The 20349-nt window shown below is 72.1% G+C and carries 19 protein-coding genes and 1 pseudogene; 9 read left to right on the top strand and 11 right to left on the bottom strand.

Annotated features, from left to right (window positions below; all coding sequences use genetic code 11):
• Positions 1-74, bottom strand: a 74-nt coding sequence (locus ACWDN5_RS39630) for a hypothetical protein (protein WP_449679892.1), incomplete at its 3' end; no start/stop codon positions are given.
• A 62-nt stretch (positions 75-136) separates the two neighbouring features.
• On the opposite strand from ACWDN5_RS39630, the pseudogene ACWDN5_RS39625 reads away from it, so the two are divergent.
• The 3 genes and pseudogenes from ACWDN5_RS39625 to ACWDN5_RS39615 all read left to right on the top strand — a co-directional run.
• Positions 137-1212 (top strand): annotated as a pseudogene (locus tag ACWDN5_RS39625) (polysaccharide lyase 8 family protein); the annotation flags it as partial.
• A gap of 177 nt (positions 1213-1389) precedes the next feature.
• On the top strand, positions 1390-2514 hold the full coding sequence (locus tag ACWDN5_RS39620; protein ID WP_449679891.1) for a polysaccharide lyase family 8 super-sandwich domain-containing protein: 1125 nt from the start codon (positions 1390-1392) through the stop codon (positions 2512-2514).
• A gap of 71 nt (positions 2515-2585) precedes the next feature.
• On the top strand, positions 2586-4040 hold the full coding sequence (locus ACWDN5_RS39615; protein WP_449679890.1) for a flavin-containing monooxygenase: 1455 nt from the start codon (positions 2586-2588) through the stop codon (positions 4038-4040).
• 5 nt (positions 4041-4045) lie between these two features.
• Here ACWDN5_RS39615 and ACWDN5_RS39610 read toward each other — a convergent pair whose 3' ends face one another.
• Positions 4046-4675, bottom strand: coding sequence for a winged helix-turn-helix transcriptional regulator (locus tag ACWDN5_RS39610; protein ID WP_310971433.1), 630 nt, complete (start codon positions 4673-4675; stop codon positions 4046-4048).
• Positions 4676-4762: 87 nt separating this feature from the next.
• Here ACWDN5_RS39610 and ACWDN5_RS39605 point away from each other — a divergent pair, with 87 nt between their 5' ends.
• A complete protein-coding gene (locus tag ACWDN5_RS39605; protein WP_449679889.1) occupies positions 4763-5131 on the top strand; it encodes a VOC family protein in 369 nt (122 codons plus the stop codon).
• A 240-nt stretch (positions 5132-5371) separates the two neighbouring features.
• On the opposite strand, the gene ACWDN5_RS39600 is transcribed toward ACWDN5_RS39605, so the two are convergent.
• The 6 genes from ACWDN5_RS39600 to ACWDN5_RS39575 form a co-directional block, all read right to left on the bottom strand.
• Positions 5372-5494 carry a ribosomal protein bL36 gene (locus ACWDN5_RS39600; protein WP_310971435.1) on the bottom strand — a complete coding sequence of 41 codons (123 nt, stop codon included), beginning with the start codon at positions 5492-5494 and terminating at the stop codon, positions 5372-5374.
• A gap of 76 nt (positions 5495-5570) precedes the next feature.
• The gene (locus ACWDN5_RS39595; RefSeq protein WP_449679888.1) at positions 5571-6740 is read right to left on the bottom strand and encodes a VWA domain-containing protein; all 1170 of its coding nucleotides are present in this window, start codon (positions 6738-6740) and stop codon (positions 5571-5573) included.
• A complete protein-coding gene (locus tag ACWDN5_RS39590) occupies positions 6737-8920 on the bottom strand; it encodes a DUF5682 family protein (protein ID WP_449679887.1) in 2184 nt (727 codons plus the stop codon). Before ACWDN5_RS39590 ends, ACWDN5_RS39595 begins: the two co-directional genes overlap by 4 nt.
• Positions 8917-10002, bottom strand: a complete 1086-nt coding sequence (locus tag ACWDN5_RS39585; RefSeq protein WP_449679886.1) for an ATP-binding protein — start codon at positions 10000-10002, stop codon at positions 8917-8919. The genes ACWDN5_RS39590 and ACWDN5_RS39585 overlap by 4 nt, the downstream gene beginning before the upstream one ends.
• Positions 9999-11384 (bottom strand): DUF5691 domain-containing protein, encoded by a 1386-nt coding sequence (locus ACWDN5_RS39580; RefSeq protein WP_449679885.1) that lies wholly within the window; start codon positions 11382-11384, stop codon positions 9999-10001. Before ACWDN5_RS39580 ends, ACWDN5_RS39585 begins: the two co-directional genes overlap by 4 nt.
• A 35-nt stretch (positions 11385-11419) precedes the next feature.
• Positions 11420-12724 carry an SWIM zinc finger family protein gene (locus tag ACWDN5_RS39575; protein WP_449679884.1) on the bottom strand — a complete coding sequence of 435 codons (1305 nt, stop codon included), beginning with the start codon at positions 12722-12724 and terminating at the stop codon, positions 11420-11422.
• A 106-nt stretch (positions 12725-12830) separates the two neighbouring features.
• Here ACWDN5_RS39575 and ACWDN5_RS39570 point away from each other — a divergent pair, with 106 nt between their 5' ends.
• Positions 12831-13340 carry a PadR family transcriptional regulator gene (locus ACWDN5_RS39570; protein ID WP_449679883.1) on the top strand — a complete coding sequence of 170 codons (510 nt, stop codon included), beginning with the start codon at positions 12831-12833 and terminating at the stop codon, positions 13338-13340.
• Positions 13340-13939 carry a GyrI-like domain-containing protein gene (locus ACWDN5_RS39565; RefSeq protein ID WP_449679882.1) on the top strand — a complete coding sequence of 200 codons (600 nt, stop codon included), beginning with the start codon at positions 13340-13342 and terminating at the stop codon, positions 13937-13939. The genes ACWDN5_RS39570 and ACWDN5_RS39565 overlap by 1 nt, the downstream gene beginning before the upstream one ends.
• Here ACWDN5_RS39565 and ACWDN5_RS39560 read toward each other — a convergent pair.
• The 3 genes from ACWDN5_RS39560 to ACWDN5_RS39550 all read right to left on the bottom strand — a co-directional run bounded on the left by ACWDN5_RS39560 (position 13924) and on the right by ACWDN5_RS39550 (position 17497).
• On the bottom strand, positions 13924-14187 hold the full coding sequence (locus ACWDN5_RS39560; protein WP_310971442.1) for a hypothetical protein: 264 nt from the start codon (positions 14185-14187) through the stop codon (positions 13924-13926). The two genes, ACWDN5_RS39565 and ACWDN5_RS39560, sit on opposite strands and share 16 nt — an antisense overlap.
• Positions 14187-16253 (bottom strand): AMP-binding protein, encoded by a 2067-nt coding sequence (locus tag ACWDN5_RS39555; RefSeq protein WP_449679881.1) that lies wholly within the window; start codon positions 16251-16253, stop codon positions 14187-14189. The genes ACWDN5_RS39560 and ACWDN5_RS39555 overlap by 1 nt, the downstream gene beginning before the upstream one ends.
• Positions 16254-16558: 305 nt before the next feature.
• Positions 16559-17497 (bottom strand): helix-turn-helix transcriptional regulator, encoded by a 939-nt coding sequence (locus ACWDN5_RS39550; RefSeq protein ID WP_449679880.1) that lies wholly within the window; start codon positions 17495-17497, stop codon positions 16559-16561.
• A 91-nt stretch (positions 17498-17588) separates the two neighbouring features.
• Here ACWDN5_RS39550 and ACWDN5_RS39545 point away from each other — a divergent pair, with 91 nt between their 5' ends.
• The 3 genes from ACWDN5_RS39545 (at position 17589) to ACWDN5_RS39535 (ending at position 20185) form a co-directional block, all read left to right on the top strand.
• Entirely contained in the window at positions 17589-17981 is a 393-nt protein-coding gene (locus ACWDN5_RS39545) for a VOC family protein (protein WP_449679879.1), read from the top strand.
• Between the two features lie 94 nt (positions 17982-18075).
• Entirely contained in the window at positions 18076-18825 is a 750-nt protein-coding gene (locus ACWDN5_RS39540) for a 3-hydroxybutyrate dehydrogenase (RefSeq protein ID WP_449679878.1), read from the top strand.
• A 34-nt stretch (positions 18826-18859) separates the two neighbouring features.
• Positions 18860-20185, top strand: a complete 1326-nt coding sequence (locus ACWDN5_RS39535) for an MFS transporter (RefSeq protein WP_310971447.1) — start codon at positions 18860-18862, stop codon at positions 20183-20185.
• The last annotated feature ends 164 nt before the right edge of the window (positions 20186-20349 follow it).

The following is a 20349-nucleotide window of genomic DNA, read 5'->3' as shown; positions in this document are numbered from 1 at the left end:
CGCAGTGTGTGGAACACCTCGGAGCCCATCCGCACCGCTTCGGCGAACGTCGTCGCGCCGACCGGGCCGATCACCGCCGCACAACTGAATCCCCGTTCCCCCGTAAGCCGAGGATGTCTTCCTGGGAGGCATTGCCATGCCCGTGAACCGGAGAAATGCCCTGCGCGGTGGTGCCCTGGCGGCCGCCTCCACCGTGCTCCTGACCCGCCCGGCCTTCGCCGCGTCCGCGGCGAAACCCGCGGCCGGCGCACAAACGGCCGGCGCCGTGCCCGCCGCGACCGCGCCGATCGTCGCCGCCTACCGGCAGCTGCAGACCGGTATCAACCGGCCGTCGCCCGAACGGACCGAGGCACTGGCCAACCTCGGCCGGGTCGCCAAGGCCTACAACGCCAGCCTGTCCGTCGCCGGCGGTGGTGCTCCACTGTGGACGGATCTGCCGCTCGGTCCCGGCAGCGACTACACGACGTCGATGTACGCGCGGCTGCGGGCGATCGCCGTCGACTGGGGCACGCCGGGCGGCGCGCTGTCCGGTGACCCGGTCGTGCTCGACCGCGTCAAGACCGCGCTGGAACTCATCTACGCCAGCCAGTACAACGAAAACGTCGGCGAGATCGGCAACTGGTACACCTACGAGATCGGCATCCCGTACTACCTGCTGCACACGCTGTCGGTGGTCGCCGACCAGCTCACCGCCGAGCAGCTCGCGCGCTACCTCAAGCCCGTCAAGCGGTTCGTCGGCAACCCGAACCTGCGCGCGAACAACGCGTCGGTGATCGAAACCGGCGCCAACCGTGCCGACAAAGCGCTCATCTCGATCGTTTCGGGCGCCATGCTCGGCGACACGGCGTGGATCAAGACCGGCATCGACGCCCTCACCGACGTCGCCGGCGGGGGCGCGGCGAGCGTCGTCGCGAAGCTGGACCGCGCGGCCGGCGACGGCTTCCACGTCGACGGCTCGTTCATCCAGCACGACACCATCCCGTACCCCGGCCACTACGGCATCGTGCTGCTGACCGCGCTCGCCGGCGCCATCCACGTCACCCAGGGCACCGAGTACGCGCTCCCGCAGCCGCTGAAGGACAAGATCTACGCGCTCGTCGCGGACAGTTCGCCCCCTTCGTCTACGCGGGCGCGCTGATGGAACCGGTGCGCGGCCGGATGCTGTCACGCCAAGGGGAGACCGGCCACGACATCGGCCACCAGCTCACCGTCGCGACGCTGGTGCTGGCCCGGACGGCCTCGGGCAAGACCAAGACCGACCTCAACGCGCTGGCCGCGAAGTGGCTCAAGGAAGGCACGTTCGCGCCCTTCCTGAAGATCCCGGACCCCGAGCGGTTCGCGCCCGGCCCGGACCTGGTGGCGACGCCGGGCATCGAGTTCGCGCAGGACATGCTCGCGTCGGGGGTGCGCCCGGCGCGCATCGAGGCGACGCACCGGGTCTTCGGCCAGCAGGACCGGCTGATCCACATCACCGACGGCTGGTCGGCCTCGCTGGGCGTCAGCTCGACGCGGATTTCGCGCTACGAAGCCATCAACGGCCAGAACCTCAAGGGCTACCACGTCGGCGACGGCGTGCTGTACACGTTCCTGCCGAACGCCAAAGGCCACTACACCGACGCCTACTGGCCGACGGTCGACCCGCTGCTGCTGCCCGGTACGACCGAGCACGACGGCCCGGTCGACCCCAAGTTCGGCGGCGTGCCGGTGGGCCCGAACGCGCACACCGGCGGCGTCCGCTGGGACGCGCGGCACGGCACGAGCGCGTTCGACTTCAAGAACTGGGACGGCTCGCTGGTCGCGAAGAAGTCGTGGTTCTTCACCCCGGACGGGATCGTCTGCCTCGGCGCCGGCATCACCAGCACGTCCGGCTACGCGGTCCGCACGACGATCGAGAACCGCAACCTCGGCGAGGGCGGCCGCGGGACGCTGCTGGCCGACGGCCGGCGCCTTCCGACCGACCTGGGGAAAGCCTCCGCACTGCGAAAGCCGCGTTGGGTGCACCTGGAGAACGTCGGCGGGTACCTGCTCCTGGACGACGCTTCGGTGACGGCGCTGCGCGAAGACCGGACAGGGGCGTGGCGCGACATCGACACCGGCGCCAACACCAAGGGCACGACGACGCCGAACACCCGCCGCTACCAGAAGCTGGTCCTCGAGCACGGCGTCAAGCCGACGGACGCGAAGTACGCGTACGCGGTGCTGCCGGGCGCTTCGGTGATCGACACGCTCACGGCGTCCTGGGCGTGGCGCGTGCTGGCGAACACCCCGGTGGTGCAGGCGATCCGCGTGACCGGCGGCACAGTGCTGGCGAACTTCTTCGCGGCGGGCTCGGTCGGCGACGTCAGCGTGTCGGGCCCGGCGTCGGTGGCGATCGGGCGGTGCGGCGCGCGGACGCAGCTCGCGGTGTCGGATCCGACGCAGCTGCAGGACAGCGTCACGATCACGGTGCGCGGCCGGGCCGTGGAGGTGCCGCTGAAGGGCACGTTCGGCGCGACCAAGGTCGTCCTGGTGTAAGCAGGCTTCCCCGCCGGGCCGGTGCCCCGACCCGGTCCGGCGGGGTCCCCACCTCGGTTAGGCTGCCGGGCATGAGCACCGCCGAGCACGTGGACGTCCTGATCGTGGGCGCCGGCCTGTCCGGCGTCGGCGCGGCCTGCCGGCTGCAGGAGCGGCTGCCGGGCAAGACGTACGCGGTGCTCGAAGCGCGTGACACGATCGGCGGAACCTGGGACCTCTTCCGGTATCCGGGCATCCGGTCCGATTCGGACATGTTCACCCTCGGTTATCCGTTCCGGCCGTGGAAGGACCCGAAAGCGATCGCGGACGGGCCGTCGATCCTGAGCTACATCCGCTCGACGGCCGCGGCTTTCGGCGTGACCGAACACATCCGCTTCGGGCACCGGGTGACGCAGGCGTCGTGGTCGTCGCCGGACGCGCGGTGGACGGTCACGACTGCGCACGGCGCCACGTTCACCTGCCGGTTCCTGTACCTGTGCAGCGGTTACTACTCGTACGAGTCCGGGCACGTCGTCGACTTCCCGGGCCGTGCGGAGTTCGCCGGCGAGATCGTGCACCCGCAGCACTGGCCGGATTCGCTGGACTACACGGACAAGCGGATCGTGGTGATCGGCAGCGGCGCGACGGCGGTGACGCTGGTCCCGGCGCTGGCGTCGCGCGCCTCGCACGTGACGATGCTGCAGCGTTCACCGTCGTACATCGTGGCGCGTCCCGGGCGCGACGCGCTGGCCGACCGGATCCGGGCGCTGCTGCCGGAGAAGCCGGCGCACCGGGTGGTCCGCGGTAAGAACGTGGTGATGGGGACGCTGTTCTTCCAGCTGATGCGGCGCCTGCCGGGCCGGGCGTCGCTGGCGTTGCGCAAGCGGGTGGCGGCGCAGCTGCCGGCGTCGATCCCGGTGGACCCGCACTTCGTGCCGTCGTACGACCCGTGGGACCAGCGGCTGTGCCTGGTGCCGGACGCCGACCTGTTCCGCGCGTTGCGGTCCGGTCAGGCGGACATCGTGACGGACCGGATCGCGCGGTTCACGTCGTCCGGCGTCGCGCTGGAATCGGGGCGCTCGTTGCCGGCGGACGTCATCGTGACGGCCACGGGCCTGCGGCTGGTGGCGTTCGGCGGGATCGCTTTGACAGTCGACGGGCGGGCGATCGAGCCGGGGGAGCAGCGGGCGTACAAGGGCACGATGTTCGGCGGGGTGCCGAACCTGGCGTGGTGCGTGGGGTACACGAACAGTTCGTGGACGCTGCGGGCGGACCTGGCGTCGCAGTACGTGTGCCGCCTGCTGGCGTACCTGGACCGGCACGGGTTCGCGTTCTGCGTGCCGGACGCGGCATCGGCGGCGGACGCGGGCCGGCCGCGGCCGATCGTGGACCTGCAGTCGGGGTACATCAAGCGGGCCGCCCCGGACTTGCCGAAGCAAGGCGGGCGACGGCCGTGGATGATGCGGCAGAACTATTTGCTGGACCTGGCGGACATGCGGTTCAACCGCGTGAACGACGGCGTGCTGCGGTTCGGCCGCGCGGGCTGACGTTCTCAGCTTTCGTGCTCGCGCAGCAGCCTGCGGACCGCGTTCCGGTCGCCGTCGAGCGTCACTTTGCCCTCGGCGATGGCCTTCTCGAGGTCGTGAGGCCGGTCGAGCAGGGCGTTCAGCGTCGAGGGATCGGTCCGGATCGTCGCGTCCGGGGCGCCGGGCTCGCCCGGTTCGATCGTCAGCCGGCCCGGCTCGGTGCGGACCGTCCACACGCGAGCGTCCAGTTCGACCCGGTAGCACGCGGTGCTGCGCGGGTGGGCGGACTCGCGGAGGAACAGCAGCACGGACGTGACGCCGAGTGAAGCGGGCCGGGGGAGCGGGACTCGCGCGCCCCACGCGCCCAGCGCGAGGACGACCGGCTCCAGTTCGCGGCCCCAGCCGGTGAGCTCGTAGACCGTCGAAGCGGCCGGGGGTGGCAGCTGCCGGCGCGTCACGACGCCGCGGCGCTCGAGTTCGCGGAGCCGGTCGGTGATCAGGTTCGAGCTGGCGCCGGGGAGCGCGCGGCGGACGTCGGAGAACCGCTGCGGACCGAGAAGCAGCTCGCGCACCACGAGCAGGGCCCAGCGTTCCCCGACGACGTCCAGGGCGCGGGCGATCGTGCACGCGTCCCCGTAGCTGCGGCTCGTCGGCATGGTTTCAATGTACAACGTTGTGGTTGTTTTTAACAACTTGATGGGCGTACGGTCGGACGGTCCGGAAGTCGACGGAAAGGAACGGTCATGGGCCGGCCAGTCGTGCACTTCGAGATCATCGGAACCGACCCTGCGCGGCTGCGCGGGTACTACGGCCGGCTGTTCGGCTGGGAGTTCGACACATCCGGGCCGGTCTCGGAGGAGGTGTCGGAATCGGGCGCCTACGGGTTCGTGGAGACGGACGGCATCCCGGGCGGCGTCGGCGGCGGCGCGGCCTACGAGAGTCATGTGGTGTTCTACGTGGGCGTCCCCGACGTCGCGGCGGCGCTGGAGGAAGCCGAACGCCTCGGTGGCACCCGCCGGATGGGCCCGGACCGAGCACCGGGGCGGGATCTGGTGGTCGCCCACTTCACCGACCCCGAGGGCAACCTCATCGGCCTCGCCGGCCCGGCTTGATCACGGTGCGCCAAGGAGCACCACGCGTGATCGGAGGGTCAACTCACGTGATTGGAGGGTCAACTCACGTGATTGGAGGGTCGACACGGCGATGGCCGCTTGATCACGCGTGTCGACCTCTTGATCACGCGTGTTGACCCTTTGATCACGCGTGTCGACCCTTTGATCACGCGTGTTGACCTTTGGCGCACGAGTGAGGCCCCGGAACCGAGGTGGTTCCGGGGCCTTTGAGGTGCCGCGTCAGCCTTGGCGGGCCTTCGAGCGGGGGTTGGCCTTGTTGATCACCAGCAGCTTGGTGCCCCGGCGGATGACCTGGGCGCCCGGCTGGCGGGCGAGCGAACGGATCGAGCTGCGGACCTTCATGGCGAGCCGTCCTTCCTGCGGGAACTGCCGTCCCGCCTCCCGTTCAACCGTGGGCTGATCGGTTTCATTCCGCAACTCAGCTGCTCTCGCGGGCCACCCAGCTCTGGAGGTCGTCGCCGCGGATGGCGGCGGCCATCAGGTCCGGGAACTGGTCCGGGGTGCACGCGAAGGCCGGGATGCCCAGCTCGGCGAGGGCCGCCGCGTTCTCGTGGTCGTACGATGGCGCGCCCGAGTCCGACAGGGCCAGCAGCGTCACCACCTGGACCCCCGCGCCGGCCAGTTCGGCGATGCGGTGCAGCAGCTCCTCTTCGTTGCCGCCCTCATAGAGGTCGCTGATCAGGACCAGCAGGGTCCGCTCCGGGCGCTCGACCAGCCCCTGGCAGTACGCGATCGCCCGGTTGATGTCCGTTCCGCCGCCCAGCTGGGTGCCGAACAGGACGTCCACCGGGTCGGCGAGGTGCTCGGTGAGGTCCGCGACCTCCGTGTCGAACGCGACGAACGACGTCTTCAACGCCCGCATCGACGCCAGCACCGCGCCGAACAGCCCCGAGTACACCACCGACTCCGCCATCGAACCCGACTGGTCGACGGCCAGGACCACGTCCCGCTGCACCGCCTGCTGCCGGCGCCCGAAGCCGATCAGCTTCTCCGGGACGATCGTGCGCAGGTCGGGGGAATAGTGCTTGAGGTTCGCGTGGATCGTGCGCGCCCAGTCGACGTCGCCGGGGCGCGGCCGGTGCGTGCGCGACGCCTTGTCCAGCGCGCCCCGGATCGCCGCGCGGGTGCGTTCGGCCAGCCGCTCCTCCAGTTCGGTGACGACCTTGCGGACCACCTCGCGCGCCGTCTCCTTGGTCTCCTCCGGCAGCACACCGTTCAACGACAGCAGCGTGCCGACCAGGTGGACGTCCGGCTCGACCGCCGACAGCAGCTCCTTCTCCAGCAGCATCCGGGTGAGCCCGAGCCGGTCGACCGCGTCGCGCTGCATGACCTGCACGACGGAGCTCGGGAAGTAGCGCCGGATGTCACCCAGCCAGCGCGCGACCCGTGGCGCCGACGCACCCAGGTTCGCACTGCGCGGCCCGCCCGTGGTCTCCTCGTCGGGCTTGTCGTAGAGGGCGGCCAGCACCGCGTCCACCCCACTGTCCTCATCGGACAGCTGAGCGTCCTCCAGGCCGGACCCCGGCCCGGCGCCGTCGCCGCCCAGGACCAGCCGCCAGCGCCGCACCCGGTCGGTGTCCGCGGTCATGCTCCCACCCCCAAGAGCGTCGCCAGGACCGGCAGCACGCGCTCGGCCCGGTCCTCGTCCAGTTCGTCGGCCACCGCCACGGTGCGCGCGGCGCCGGTGAGCCCGGCCGCGCGTTGCCCGATCGCCCGCTTCTCGGGCCCGCTGAAGGCCCCGAAAGTGCGGCGCAGCAACGGAAGCACCTCGGTGAAGACGTCTTCGGGGATCGCCGCCAGCCAGGCGTCGATCACCCGCAGGAGGCCTTCGTCGTGCACCAGCAACAGCGCGCCGCCGTCGAAGAAACCCTCGACGTAGGCCGCGCCCGCCGACGGTGTGACGCCCGGCGTCAGCGCGCGGCCCAGCCGCAGTTCGATGTCGAGCGCGTCGAACAGCCCGGCGTCGTGCAGGATCCGGGTGAGCCGCCCGGCCAGCAGTGGGGGCAGCGACGGCCGTTCCGCCAGCCGGGCCAGCGCCGCCAGCCACCGCTCCTTCGGGTCGTCGCCGAGCAGGGAGGTCGCGTCGTGCACGCCGTCGACCAGCTTGGCCAGGCGGGCCGCGGCGTCGTCGTCGATGCCGTGGGCGGCCGGTGGCAGGCCGGCGCAGATCCGGTCCAGCATCCGGTCGGCGACCGCCCGCAACGCGCCGGTGTCGGTGCCGCGGACGTTGCCGTACCGGGTCGCCCTGGCCAGCGCGGGCAGCGCCGACATCAGCCGGGCGACGTCCGCGTCCGCCGCCGCGCGGGCGTCCAGCGCCGCGAGCGCCTCGGGCAGCGCCTCCGGCAGGTCGGCGAGCAGGCAGTTCTCGACGGCCGTAGTGACCTCGTCCAGCGGTGGCGTGCCTTCGACCGTGCCGCGCACCGCGGCGGTGGCCGCCGACGGCACGGTGGTGCCGTACACCGCGGCCGCGACCAGGTCGACCTCGAACGACGGCTCCCAGCACAGCGCCCACGTCTCGCGGAAGGTGCCCTTGTTCCGCCGGGCCGACGCCTCCCGGCTGCCCCACTCGATGCCGAGGATCCGCAGCCGGTGCAGCAGCTTCGAGCGGTCGAGCCCGCCCGGCGTCCGCAGGTCGAGGTCGAGTTCCTTGACGATCGGGTCCTTCTTGAGCCGTAGGCGTTTCGCGGTCGCCGTCAGGTCCGCGGCCAGCGGCGGCTGCGGGACGCGGTCCGGCACCTCGCCGAGCCGTTCGCCGACCACCAGCCGCCGGGTGACGAGCTCGACCTGCACCTCGTCGCCGCCGCACAGCACCGACCGGGTGGCTTCGGTGACCTCGGCGAGCCCGGCCGACGACCGGCCCCGCAGCGTCGCGAGGGTTTCGGCGAGCCGGACCGCCTCGATGACGTGCGCGGTCGAGACGGGCAGGTCCTCCTCCCGCAGCACCGCGGCGACCCCGGCCAGCCAGCGCGCGGTGACGTCGTCGGCCGTGGTGAACAGGTGGTGGTACCAGCCCGGCGACCGGACACCGGCCCCGTAGCCGCTGGCCGTGGCGAGGCGGCCGTGCGTCCACGGCACCCAGGTGCACGCGACCTTCCGCTTCGGGAGTCCTTTGAGGACGGCCTGGTCGTGCGATGCCGGTGGCAACGGGTCCGCCAGCGCGGGCACGTGCCAGGCACCGCAGACGACGACGATGTTCTCGAAGCCCTCCTTGCGGGTGCGGCGCAGCACCGAGCGCATGTAGGCCTCGCGGCGGGCTTCGTTGCCCTGCGGGGGTTTCTCGTCCTCCCGCACCGCGCTCATCGCCTCGGCGATCACCTCGAACGGGCTTTCGGCGTCCCGCCGCGATTCGACGACGTCGTCCCACCAGCGTTCCGGGTCGTCGTAGCCGCCGGCCGAAGCCAGCAATGCCAACGGGTCGACGGGCGGGCCGGTGTGCTCGTCCGGGGGCGCGGCGAACGTGTTGGCGGCCGGGAGGTCGCAGAACCGCACCGGGATCCCGGCCTCACGGGCGTAGGTCAGCGCCTGCCATTCCGGGCTGAACACGGCGAACGGCCAGAACGCGGCGCGCGAGACGTCGTCGGTCGCGTAGGCCAGGAGCGCGACCGGCGGCTGCATGGCCGGGGCTTCGGTGAGCTCGACCAGAGCATCGGCCTCGGGTGGCCCTTCGATGAGGACGACGTCCGGTTCGAGTTCGGCGAGCCTCGCCGCCACGGCCCGGGCGGATCCCGGGCCGTGGTGGCGGATGCCGAGCAGGTGGGTGGCCGTCAAGAGAGCTCCTGACCGGCCCGGTAGAAGTCGGCCCAGCCGTCGCGTTCGCGGACCACGGTCTCCAGGTATTCGATCCAGATCGCGCGGTCGGCCACCGGGTCCTTGACCACGGCGCCGTGGATGCCCGCCGCGATGTCGTGCGGGCGCAGGACGCCGTCGCCGAAGTGGGCGGCCAGGGCGAGCCCGCCGGTGAGCACGCTGATCGCCTCCGCGGTCGACAGCGTGCCGGACGGCGACTTCACCGCCGTGCGGCCGTCTTCGGTGCGGCCCGAGCGCAGCTCGCGGAAGATCGTCACCACCCGGCGGATCTCGGCCAGCTCGGCGGCTTCGGCGGGCAGCTGCAGCGAGGTGCCCAGCTCGGCGACCCGCCGGCTGACGATCTCGACTTCGGCCTCGGCGCTGTCCGGCAGGGGCAGGACGACCGTGTTGAACCGCCGCCGCAGCGCGCTCGACAGCTCGTTGACGCCCTTGTCGCGGTTGTTCGCCGTCGCGATCAGGTTGAAGCCCGGCCGGGCCTGGACCTCGGTGCCCAGCTCGGGGATCGGCAGGGTCTTCTCGGAGAGGATGGTGATCAGCGAGTCCTGCACGTCGGCCGGGATGCGCGTCAGCTCCTCGAGCCGGGCGAGTTTGCCGTCCCGCATCGCGCGCAGCACCGGGCTTTCGACGAGCGCGGCGGCGCTCGGGCCCTCGGCGATCAGCCGGGCGTAGTTCCAGCCGTAGCGGATCGACTCCTCGGACGTGCCCGCGGTGCCCTGCACCAGCAGCGTCGAATCCCCGCTGATGGCGGCGGAAAGGTGCTCGGACACCCACGTCTTCGCCGTGCCGGGGACGCCCAGCAGCAGCAACGCGCGGTCGGTGGCGAGGGTGGCGACGGCGACCTCGATCAGCCGCCGCGGGCCGACGTACTTCGGGGTGATCACGGTGCCGTCCGGCAGAGTGCCGCCGAGCAGGTACTCGACGACCGCCCACGGCGAAAGGTTCCAATTCGGCGGCTTGGCCCGGTCGTCGGCGGCGGCCAGCGCGGCCAGCTCGGCGGCGTGGTCCTGTTCGGCGTGCGGCCGGAGGACGGTGGGGGCGGTCATGCGAGCTCCTCGTACATTTCGCGGCGGAAGTTCAGCGTTTCGGTGAGCGCCCGGCGCCAGGGCCCGGCGTCCATGGTCAAGCGGGTGGTGGCCAGCGGGTGGCGCAGGCACTGAGGTGGAACGGCGCGGGCGATGACGACGGCGGCGTGCGAGACCAGCCGGTGGTCGTCCTGGCGGGCGATCCAGTCGAGCAGCGCGGTGCCGAGCTCCTTCGTCCACGGCCGGGGCAGCTCGTGCACCAGCCGCGCGAACGATTCGACGGGCAGCCGGCTGACGAGGTGCCCGATCGTGGCGGCCTGGCTCGCCGGGCTCAGCACGCCGAGCAGCGGCGGGGTGGTGCGCCCGCCGGGGTCGGCGCCGATCAGCGCCTGTGCCCAGGTCTCGTCCCGCTGCCGCAGGGCGGCGGTGGCCCAGGAGTCCCGCAGCACGGCGGCCGGACAGCCCTCGACGGTCATCCGCACGACCTCGGCCGGCGGGCCGAACTCGGTCCAGAAGGAGAGCGGAGCGGACGCGACGAGGGTGCGCAGCCGGACGGTGCCGTCGCCGCGTTCGCCCTGGGGGAGGGCGACGGTGAGCACCCGGTTCCGGCGGTGGACCAGCGGGCGCAGCCGTTCGGCCATGCTCTCGCCGTAGCGCGTGCCGGGCAGCCGGCCGAGGAGGTCGGCGGCCTGTTCCCGGACGGCGGCGGCCCGATCGGTGAGTGCGGCTCCGAGAAAGGCTTCGTCGCCGGCGCGGACGTGCCCGGCGAGGATGCCGAGGAAGTCGGCCCGGACGTCGGCGGGCTCGGTCTTCCAGGATGCGGTGAGGGCTTCGCGGGCCGCGTCGGGCTCCTGGGCGAGCTTCGCGGCGAGCCACCGGCGGCGCTGGGCGAGGCTGCCGTACTGCCAGACGTCGCCGGATTCTTCGGGTGGCGCGGCGAGGAAGCTCCAGTCGGGGTTCCGCTGCCCGAGCCAGGCGCCGACGGGCCCGGCCACGGCGCACAGCGGCCCGCGCAGGGCGGCCTTGGTGCGGGCGGCCTCGGCGAGCAGCGGCAGGCTTTCCGGGGGGACGCGGTAATCGGTGCCGGCGACGATGCCGAGCCATTCGAGCAGGAGGTCGGGATGGCTGGCGGCGAGGAGGCGGCCGAGCCGGTCCCGGGCGAGCGGGGGGACGAAGGCGCGTTCGTCTTCGGGCGCCACGGGCAGCGGCCGCACGTCACGCAGCGGCTGCCGGCCGGCCCGGCGGTAGGTGGTGAGCACGGCCGCGGCGGCGAGGAGCTGCTCGGCGGGGTCTTCGCGCTCGCCGACGATTTCCTGGACGGCGGCCGGCTGAGCGGCGGCGTCCAGGGTGCGCCGCCGGGTGCCGAGGAGAGCGGTGCCGACGAGGTCTTCCCAGGCTTTCACGGGTGCACCGCCTTTCGGAGTTTCGCGGAGTGGTTTCACAGCCGCACCGCCCGGCCTTCGTGCCAGCAGGTCAACGGCCGCAAGCCGGCTTGGCTCCACTCGCCCGCCACGGTCAGCGGGCGGCCCGCCGACAGCGCCAGCAGCGACCACGGGAACGCGTACGGCACCAGAGGCAGCGCGGTTCCGTCCTTTTCGGACAGACACCAGCCGCCCGCGTGCTCGGCCGGGGTGACGCCCGACAGCAGCACCGGCCAGCGCTCCAGCCACGGGTCCGCCGCCATCGCCCGGGCGTGCGCCGCCAGGGCGTCCGGGATGGAACCGCCTTCGGCCGTGGGGGCCGGCAACGGGATTCCGCGCTCCGCCACCAAGGCCCGCAGCGGCGCGGCCCCCGGGTAGAACGCCAGTTCCGCGGTCAGCCGGTGTCCTGGTGGGAGCGACGCGTCGAGCGGACGGCCCGGCGGCGCGAACGACAGCACCAGCGCGTCCCGGCCCGTGCGGAGGCCGCGCAGCCAGGTCCGGCGGGTGAGCAGGCGGTCGTTCTCCTCGTCCGCCGCGCCGGTGATCAGCCAATCGTCCGCGACGCGCTCGCCGCTTTCCAGGACTCGGGCCGTCTCCACCGAAAAGCCGAGCCGGGTGCGGACCGTCTCCGCCAGCGCGGGTGGCAGCGATTCCAGGCGGCCGGCCGCGTCGGCGAGCAGGTACAACTGGGACAGCTCGGCCAGCAGCGCCTCCGGCCAGTCGCGGCGCCCGACGATCGCCGCTGCCCGCCGCAAACCGCCGGCGAGGCCGGACGCCTGGGCGTCGACCATCCGGGCCGCGACCGTCCGCAGCTCTTCGCCGCCGTTGCGCTCGAAGCCCGCGAAACCCGCGCCGATCCGGTCGGTGAGCCAGACTTTCAGTTCCGCGACACCGCCTTCGACGCGAGCCGCCCGGTCGGAAGCGCGGCGGGCGGCCGCCTCCTCGTCCTTCGGGCCCGCTGACTCCGCGCGCTTCTCCGCCCGCCTGGCGCGGTCGGCGCGTTCGGCCAGCCACGTGTGCACCCACTCGGGTGGTTCCGCGGTGTCCACGCGCCCGGCCGCCCAGAGCAGCAGCAGGCCGAGTGCGTGCTTGCACGGGAACTTCCGGCTGGGACAGGAACACCGGAACGCGGGCTCGGCGAGCTCGACGCACGTCTGGTACGGCTTCTTGCCACTGCCCTGGCAGAAGCCCCACACGGCGTCTTCGGACGCGCCCGCGCCCGACCACTTCGCTGGCGTGGCCAGCGCCCGGCCCGCCTTTTCCGATGCGGGATCCGGCGCCAGCCCGGCCACGCGTTCCGCGGTCCACGGCACCGCCGTCACCACCTGTCCCCCCACTGTTCGCCCTCGCTTTCCGGTACGAGGTGAAGCATGCCAGCCACCACCGACAATTTCCGGAAGGCGAGTATTCTAGTGCTAGAGTACCGCCGTGCTGACCGACGCGGAACTGACGGTGCTGGGCCTGGTGGCCGAGCGGCCGAGGCACGGCTACGAGCTGGACGAGGTCGTCTCCGAACGCGGCATGCGCGACTGGACGGCGCTCGGCTTCAGCTCGATCTACTACGTCCTGGGCAAACTTCGCGACCGCGGCCTGGTCGCCGAGGTCGCGGGGGAGCGCGCGCACGCGAAAGCCAAGAAGACGTTCACGATCACCGAAGCGGGCCGCAAGGCGTGCGCGGCCGCCGCCGAAGCCGCCGTCGCCGAGCTGCGGCCGGTGCACCCGCCGGTGCTCGTCGGCCTGGCGAACAGCCCGGCCATCCCGCCCGAGCGGCTCGCCGCGGCGCTGGCCCGGCGCGCGGAAGCGGTCGGGGAGCGGCTGGCCGAGGTGCGTCGCGCGGCCGCGGCCCAGGACCACGCCCCGCCGTTCGTCCGGGCGATCTTCGACTACTCCATTGCGCAACTCGAGGCGGAAGCCCGGTGGCTGGAAGGAATGACCTGATGCCGTACGACATCAAGAAGGACCTCAAACAGCTCTACGCGCCGAAGAACACCGGGTGGGAGCTGGTGGACGTCCCCGAACAGCGGTTCCTCGCGATCGACGGCCGCGGCAACCCGAACACGGCGGAAAGCTACAAGAAGGCGGTCGAAGCGCTGTACGCCTTCGCGTACACGGTCAAGATGGCGGCGAAGCAGCGTGGGGAGGACTTCGTCGTGGGGCCGTTGGAAGGCCTGTGGTGGGCGGAGGACTACGCCGCGTTCACCGTGCGCGCCAAGGACTCCTGGCAGTGGACGATGCTGATCGCGCAGCCCGCGTGGATCGGGGAGGAAGCGGTCGAGGAGGCCCGGGAGACGGTGCGGCGCAAGAAGAAGCTCGATGCGCCGGTGCGGTTGGAGAAGCTGCACGAGGGGCGGTGTGCGCAGGCGCTGCACGTGGGGTCCTACGACGACGAAGGTCCGCTGCTGGCGCGGCTGCACGACGAATACCTTGCGGAGCAAAGGCTCGAGATGACGGGGTTGCACCACGAGGTGTACCTCGGCGACCCGCGGCGGGTCGAGCCCGCGAGGCTGCGGACGGTGCTGCGTCAGCCGGTCGGCTGATCCAGCTCGGCCAGCCCGCGCTCCCACCGCGCCCGGCGCTGGGCGGACGTCTGCTCCCACCACGGCTCACCGCGCTCGCCCAGCGCCACCTTCGCCGCCTGGACGCGGGCGCGGTCCTGCACGCGCCGGGCCGCCATCAGGTGCTTCTGCAGGCGGTCTCGGACGTCGTCGGGGATCTCGGGATCCGTGGCGCGCCAGCGACGGCCGTTCACGAGGATGTAGCGGCCGTCCGGGGTGTGCTCGGGCATCAGTATTCGCTGGTCGCCGGCCAGGTGTCGTCGTGCAGGAGCCTCTTGAGGATCTTGCCCGTCGCGTTGCGGGGCAGGTCCGGGACGAAATACACGTCGCGGGGGACCGCGAACCGGGCCAAGCGCTGGTGGATGTACTGGCGGATGTCTTCCGCGTGCAGGGAGGCACCCCGGCGCGGGACGACGTACGCCGCCAGGCGCTGGCCCCACTCCGCGTCCGCGACGCCGACCACCGCCGCGTCGTGGACGCCCGGGAGCGCCACCAGGGCCTCCTCGACCGGGCGGGGGAACACGTTCTCGCCGCCCGAGACGATCATCTCGTCGGCGCGGCCGGTGACGAACAGGCGGCCCGCCGCGTCCAGGTAGCCGACGTCGCCGCTGGCCATCATGTCCGCCGCGCGGGCCGGGTCCGTCCCGCTCGTGTAGCCCTCGAACAGCATGTCGTTGCCGACGAAGATCTGGCCTTCGCCGCCCGGGGGCACCGGCTTGCGGTCCTCGTCCAGGATCGCCAGCCGGGTGCCGAGCGGGCAGCGGCCGGCCGTCGTCGGCGCCGCGCGCAGGTCGGCCGGGTCGGCGATGCTGGCCCAGGACACCTCGGTCGAGCCGTAGAAGTTGTAGAGGACGTCGCCGAAGGTGTCCATGAACTGCGTGACGAACGGCCCGGACATCGCCGAGCCGCTGCTGGCCACGATCCGCAGCGACGACAGGTCGTACCGCGCGCGGACCCGCTCGGGCAGGTCCAGGATCCGCTGCAGCATGATCGGCACGGCGAACAGCGCGTCGCACTTCTGCTCGGCGATCGTCCGCAACGTCTCCTCGGCGTCGAACTTGCGGGTCAGCGCGAGCGACGCCCGCAGCGCCATGCCGATCTGCATCGCCGCGAGGCCCCAGGTGTGGAACAGCGGCGCCGCCACGAGCAGCCGGTCGCCGGAGCGCAGCGGGATCCGGTCGAGGATCGCCGCCGCGGTGCCCAGCCCCTTCGGTGTGGGACGGCGGGCGCCCTTCGGCGTCCCCGTGGTGCCGGAGGTGAGGACGATCAGCCGGCCCGGCCGCTCGACCGGCTTCGGGCGGTCGGCGGGGGCGGCCTGGATCAGCTCGTCGACGGTCGGGTAGCCGGCGTCGGCGTCCGGCCAGGTGCTGATCCGGGCGAAGTCGCCGGGGACGTTCGCGATGGTCTGCGCGAACTCGTCGTCGGCCAGCACGGCGGAGGGCCGGTGCTCGGCGAGGACGTCCTTGACCGAGGCGGCGGACAGGCCGGTGTTCAGCAGGATGACGTCGGCGCCGAGCTTGCTGGCGGCGACGAACGACTCGATCATCGCGGCGTGGTTGCGGCACATCAGCGCGATCCGGTCGCGCTCGACGACGCCGAGCTCGCTCAGCGCGTTGGCGAGCCGGTCGCTGCGCTCCTGGACCTGGCGGAAGGTGCGGAAGCTGCGCTCGTCGTGCAGGGCGGGCTCGTCCGGGACGCGGGCCGCCGCGGCCTGGTAGCCGCCCGCGACCGTGGCGCCCCACTGCGCGAGGGAGTTCAGCTGGCGCGCCAGCTTGTCCGGCCGCCCGGCGCTGAGCACGCCGGCCCGCAGCAGGATGCTCGTGGTGCGCAGCTTGGTGGCCTTGTTGGTCTCGCCGTCGGTGTCCGGGTCGGCTTCACCGGCCAGGTGCAGGTCGAGGCGACGGGCAAGGGCGCGGACGTCCTTCTTGATCGACGACACCAGGTCCAGGTACGCCGGCGGCAGCATCATCCGCACGAACAGCTCGGTCCGGCCGCCCGCCAGCGGTCTCAGCTCCAGCGAGACCCAGGTGCCCTCGTCGGGGACCCCGCACCACACGACGTGCTCGCCCGGCCGGTGGACGACGGCCTGCATCTGCGTCTCGATCAGCGGTCCCCGCGCGGGGACGATCCGGATCGCGCCCTTCGGGCCGCGTCCGCGCGCGGCCGGCTCCTGGATTTCGCACCAGCTGATCTCCGGCACGAACCTCGAGTACCACTCCGGCGACCCGACGATCTGCCACACCACGTCCGGCGGGTGCCCGACCACGGCACTCGCTTCGACCACATCGTCACGCATTGTCTGCCCTCACCGAAGTGTCACCGAACGCACGTTCAGGTCACGGAGGCGTCACAGTAGCAGCAAACGGGTGATCAGGGATACTCCGAACGGCCAGATACCGGCGGGTAACGGACACTCCGAGTGTGTCCTCCGGGTGTCCATTGTAGACCGATTAACGGCGTTCACCAAGCATAGTGGCGATCGGGCTGTTCGACGTGATCGACGGCGGGGGTTCGGAGCCCGGCTAGGCTGCCCGGTGGACGTTTGGGCGGCGGGTCGGACAAACACGACAACCGGTGATTCAACGGACGTGGGCCGGGTTGTCACGTTCCGTAGCGGGAGACCAGTTCGGCGCCCAGCCGGGCCAGCTCGGCCTGCACCGACGCCGGGCCTTCCACCTCGACCAGTGCGCCCCACCCCGCCAGTTCCTGCGCGATCATCACCGGCGCCGGCGCGGCGACCCGCGCCCGGACGCGGTCCCCGGGCAGCTCCGCGACCAGCTCGCAGTGCCGCCCGAACCGGCCCTGCAGCACCGCGAAGTGCCGTCGGTCGAGCACGACGTCCGCGCTGAGCAGGGAACGGCGCTTCTCCACCTCCTCGACGACCTCCTGCCACACCGTCGTCAGCTCGAGGTCCGACGGGCGATCGGCGGGCTCGTCGGTCGGCACGGCGGAGACGATCCGGTCGACGCGGAAGGTCCGGCGGCCCTTCGCCGTGCCCGCGACCAGGTACCAGACTTCGTCCTTATTGACCAGGCCCCACGGGTCGACGAGCCGCTCCGACTTCTCACGGCCGGCGTAGGTGAGGCGGACCCGTCGGCGGGCGATGACGGCGTCCCGCAGCAGCGAGACCATCGGCGGCCGCTCCTTCGGACGCTCGCCCCAGCCGGCCTGGTCGACGACGACCGCGTCCGCCGCCGCCTCGGCGTCCGCCCGGAACGTGCCGGGCAGTGCGCCCATCAGCTTCCGCAGGGCTGACTTGACCTCCGGCGCGCCGGCGGCGGCCGGGCCGGCCAGGAGGAAGAGAGCTTGCGCCTCGCGGGCGCTCAGGCCGGAGAGGTCGGTGCGCGCACCGCCGACGAGCTGCCAGCCGCCGCCGCGCCCGGGCTGGGGGTAGACGGGCACCCCGGCCGCCGAGAGGGCCTCGAGGTCGCGGCGCGCGGTGGCGACGGAGATCTCCAGCTCCGCCGCCAGCTCGGCGGCCGTGACGCGGCCACGGGTCTGCATCAGCAGCAGGGTGGCCACGAGGCGGTCGGCGCGCATGGACGCAGTGTCGCACCGACCGCAAAAGCGCTCACTCGGTGAGCACTTTGACCGCCATGCTGGCTCCAGAACCGCTTGAGAGGAGCAGGACATGCTGCGAGGGATGGCCACCGTCACCTACTACGCCGAGGATCACGAGGCCGCGAAGGCCTGGTACGCGGAGTTCCTGGGGATCGAGCCGTACTTCAACGTTCCCGGGTACTCGGAGTTCCGGATTGGCGACTACCAGCACGAACTCGGCATCATCGACCGCAAGTACGCCCCCTTCACGCACACCGAGCCGGGCGGGGAGATCGTGCGCTGGCACGTCGATGACCTGGAAGCGACGTTCGCGCGGCTGCTGGAGCTGGGGGCGAAGGAGTACGAACCGATCATCGAACGCGGGCCCGGGTTCGTGACGGCGTCGGTCGTCGATCCGTTCGGCAACGTTCTCGGGATCATGACCAACGTGCACTACCTCGCGATCCTGGCCGACCGCTCCTGAGCCGGTCCATGTGGGCTCGCGCCACTGGATCTTGCCGAGGTGTGGTTGCCGTCCACATGGTCAGCGACCGGCGTCACGCTTACCGTTCCCGTCCATGACCAGCGATCTGGACGGGCGCACCGCCCTCGTCACCGGCGGTGCCGGCGGTATCGGCCTCGCCTGCGTCCGCGCCCTCGCCGCGGCCGGGGCCAAGGTGCACGTCGTCGACATCGACGAGCGGGGTGCCGAGGCGGCGGCGGCCGAGGTCGGCGGCTGGGCGCACGTCGCCGATCTCACCGATCCCGCGGCGATCGAGGCGCTCCCCACCGAAGTCGACGTCCTGGTCAACAACGCCGGGATCCAGCACGTCGCGCCGCTCGAAGACTTCCCGCCGGAGGTCTTCGAGCGGATCCAGGCCCTGATGGTCACCGCCCCCTTCCGGCTCATCCGGCACACGCTCCCCGCGATGTACGCCCGGGGCTGGGGCCGGATCGTCAACATGTCGAGCGTCCACGGGCTGCGCGCCTCCGCCTACAAGGCCGCCTACGTCGCCGCCAAGCACGGGCTCGAAGGGCTCTCGAAGGTCGCCGCTCTCGAAGGCGCCGGACACGGGGTCACCAGCAACTGCGTGAACCCCGGGTACGTCCGCACCCCTCTGGTCGACGGGCAGATCGACGCCCAGGCCGCCGAGCACGACATCCCGCGTGCGGACGTCGTCGCCGAGGTGCTGCTCAAGCGGGCCGCGATCAAGAAGCTCATCGAACCCGAGGACGTCGCTTCCCTGGTGGTGTGGCTGTGCTCGCCGCACGCCGGCCACCTCACCGGGGCGTCCATCCCGCTCGACGGCGGCTGGACCGCCGCCTAGGAACCCGCACAACCACAAGGAAGTGGAGCCCGCAGTGAGCCAACCCCACCGGTCGGCGATCGCCAAGATCGTCGGCGCGAGCCTGATCGGCACCACCATCGAGTGGTACGACTTCTTCCTCTACACCTCGGCCGCCGCCCTCGTCTTCAACAAGCTGTTCTTCCCGACGGCGGACCCGCTCACCGGCACGCTGCTGGCGTTCCTGACCTACGCCGTCGGCTTCCTCGCCCGCCCGATCGGCGGCCTGGTCTTCGGCCACTTCGGCGACCGGCTCGGCCGGAAGAAGCTCCTGATCGTCAGCCTGGTGCTGATGGGCGGTTCGACCTGCCTGATGGGGGTCCTGCCGACGTACGCCACCGCGGGGGTCGCGGCGCCCCTGCTGCTCACACTGCTGCGGCTGGTACAGGGCTTCGCGCTCGGCGGCGAGTGGGGTGGGGCCGTCCTGATCGTCTCCGAGCACGGTGACGACCGCCGCCGCGGGTTCTGGGCGAGCTGGCCGCAGTGCGGTGCGCCCGGCGGGAACCTGCTGGCCACCGCCGTCCTGGCGATCCTGTCCGCGACGCAGTCGGACGCGGCCTTCCTGTCCTGGGGCTGGCGGGTTCCCTTCCTGCTCTCGGGTGTGCTGCTGCTGATCGGCCTGTGGATCCGGCTGGCCGTCGCCGAATCGCCGGTGTTCCTCGCCGCGCAGCGCCAGGCCGAGGCGCGCGCCGAAAAGCACGTCCCGGTCGTCGACGTCTTCCGCAAGAGCTGGCGGCAGGTGCTGATCACGATCGGCGCGCGGATGGCCGAGAACGTCTCCTACTACGTGATCACCGCCTTCATCCTGGTGTACGTCACGACCGGGCTGCACCTGCCGAAGGGCGTCGGCCTGACCGCGGTGCTCATCGGGTCGGCGGTGCACTTCGTGACGATCCCGGTGTGGGGTGCGCTGTCCGACCGGGTCGGCCGCCGTCCGGTCTACCTGTTCGGCGCGATCGGGATGGCCGTGTGGGGCTTCGCGTTCTTCGCGCTGCTGGACACGAAGTCGTCGGCGGTGATCGTGCTGGCCGCGACCGTCGGGCTGGTGCTGCACGGCGCGATGTACGGCCCGCAGGCCGCGTTCTTCGCCGAGCAGTTCCCGACGCGGGTGCGCTACACCGGCCTGTCGGTCGGCGGGCAGCTGTCGTCGATCGCCGCCGGGGCCGTCGCCCCGCTGATCGCCGTCGCGCTCTTCTCCGCCTGGGGCAGCACGGTGCCGGTGTCGCTGTACGTCGCGGCGATGTGCTTGATCACGGTGATCGCGCTGCTGTCCGCCCGCGAAACCCGTGGTGAGTCGCTGCACGACGACGTCGAGGCGGAGAAGGCGGTCGTTTCGCCCTAGCATGACGGCCGTGACCGCACCCTCGGACGCCCTGCGCCGGCTGCTCGACCTGCTCGCCTCCGGGGCGAGCACCGAGCAGCTGGCGCACGTCGTCGTGGCCGCCCGCGAGCGCGCCAACTAGTGGACAACCGGCCGGCCCGGGCGGCTGCCGGCCCGAAACTGTC

This window comes from Amycolatopsis sp. NPDC003731, from assembly GCF_053586895.1.
The sequence above is the reverse complement of the archived record's forward strand: the minus strand, read 5'-3'. Positions and strand labels throughout refer to the sequence as shown.

What these genes read in the sequence shown, in the direction of transcription:
- ACWDN5_RS39610 (WP_310971433.1), bottom strand. Translation starts at nt 4,675, where the DNA reads ATGCCGACGAGCCGCAGCTACGGGGACGCGTGCACGATCGCCCGCGCC.
- ACWDN5_RS39615 (WP_449679890.1), top strand. Translation starts at nt 2,586, where the DNA reads ATGAGCACCGCCGAGCACGTGGACGTCCTGATCGTGGGCGCCGGCCTG.
- ACWDN5_RS39585 (WP_449679886.1), bottom strand. Translation starts at nt 10,002, where the DNA reads ATGACCGCCCCCACCGTCCTCCGGCCGCACGCCGAACAGGACCACGCC.
- ACWDN5_RS39565 (WP_449679882.1), top strand. Translation starts at nt 13,340, where the DNA reads ATGCCGTACGACATCAAGAAGGACCTCAAACAGCTCTACGCGCCGAAG.
- ACWDN5_RS39605 (WP_449679889.1), top strand. Translation starts at nt 4,763, where the DNA reads ATGGGCCGGCCAGTCGTGCACTTCGAGATCATCGGAACCGACCCTGCG.
- ACWDN5_RS39560 (WP_310971442.1), bottom strand. Translation starts at nt 14,187, where the DNA reads ATGCCCGAGCACACCCCGGACGGCCGCTACATCCTCGTGAACGGCCGT.
- ACWDN5_RS39600 (WP_310971435.1), bottom strand. Translation starts at nt 5,494, where the DNA reads ATGAAGGTCCGCAGCTCGATCCGTTCGCTCGCCCGCCAGCCGGGCGCC.
- ACWDN5_RS39550 (WP_449679880.1), bottom strand. Translation starts at nt 17,497, where the DNA reads ATGCGCGCCGACCGCCTCGTGGCCACCCTGCTGCTGATGCAGACCCGT.
- ACWDN5_RS39540 (WP_449679878.1), top strand. Translation starts at nt 18,076, where the DNA reads ATGACCAGCGATCTGGACGGGCGCACCGCCCTCGTCACCGGCGGTGCC.
- ACWDN5_RS39555 (WP_449679881.1), bottom strand. Translation starts at nt 16,253, where the DNA reads ATGCGTGACGATGTGGTCGAAGCGAGTGCCGTGGTCGGGCACCCGCCG.
- ACWDN5_RS39620 (WP_449679891.1), top strand. Translation starts at nt 1,390, where the DNA reads ATGCTCGCGTCGGGGGTGCGCCCGGCGCGCATCGAGGCGACGCACCGG.
- ACWDN5_RS39545 (WP_449679879.1), top strand. Translation starts at nt 17,589, where the DNA reads ATGCTGCGAGGGATGGCCACCGTCACCTACTACGCCGAGGATCACGAG.
- ACWDN5_RS39595 (WP_449679888.1), bottom strand. Translation starts at nt 6,740, where the DNA reads ATGACCGCGGACACCGACCGGGTGCGGCGCTGGCGGCTGGTCCTGGGC.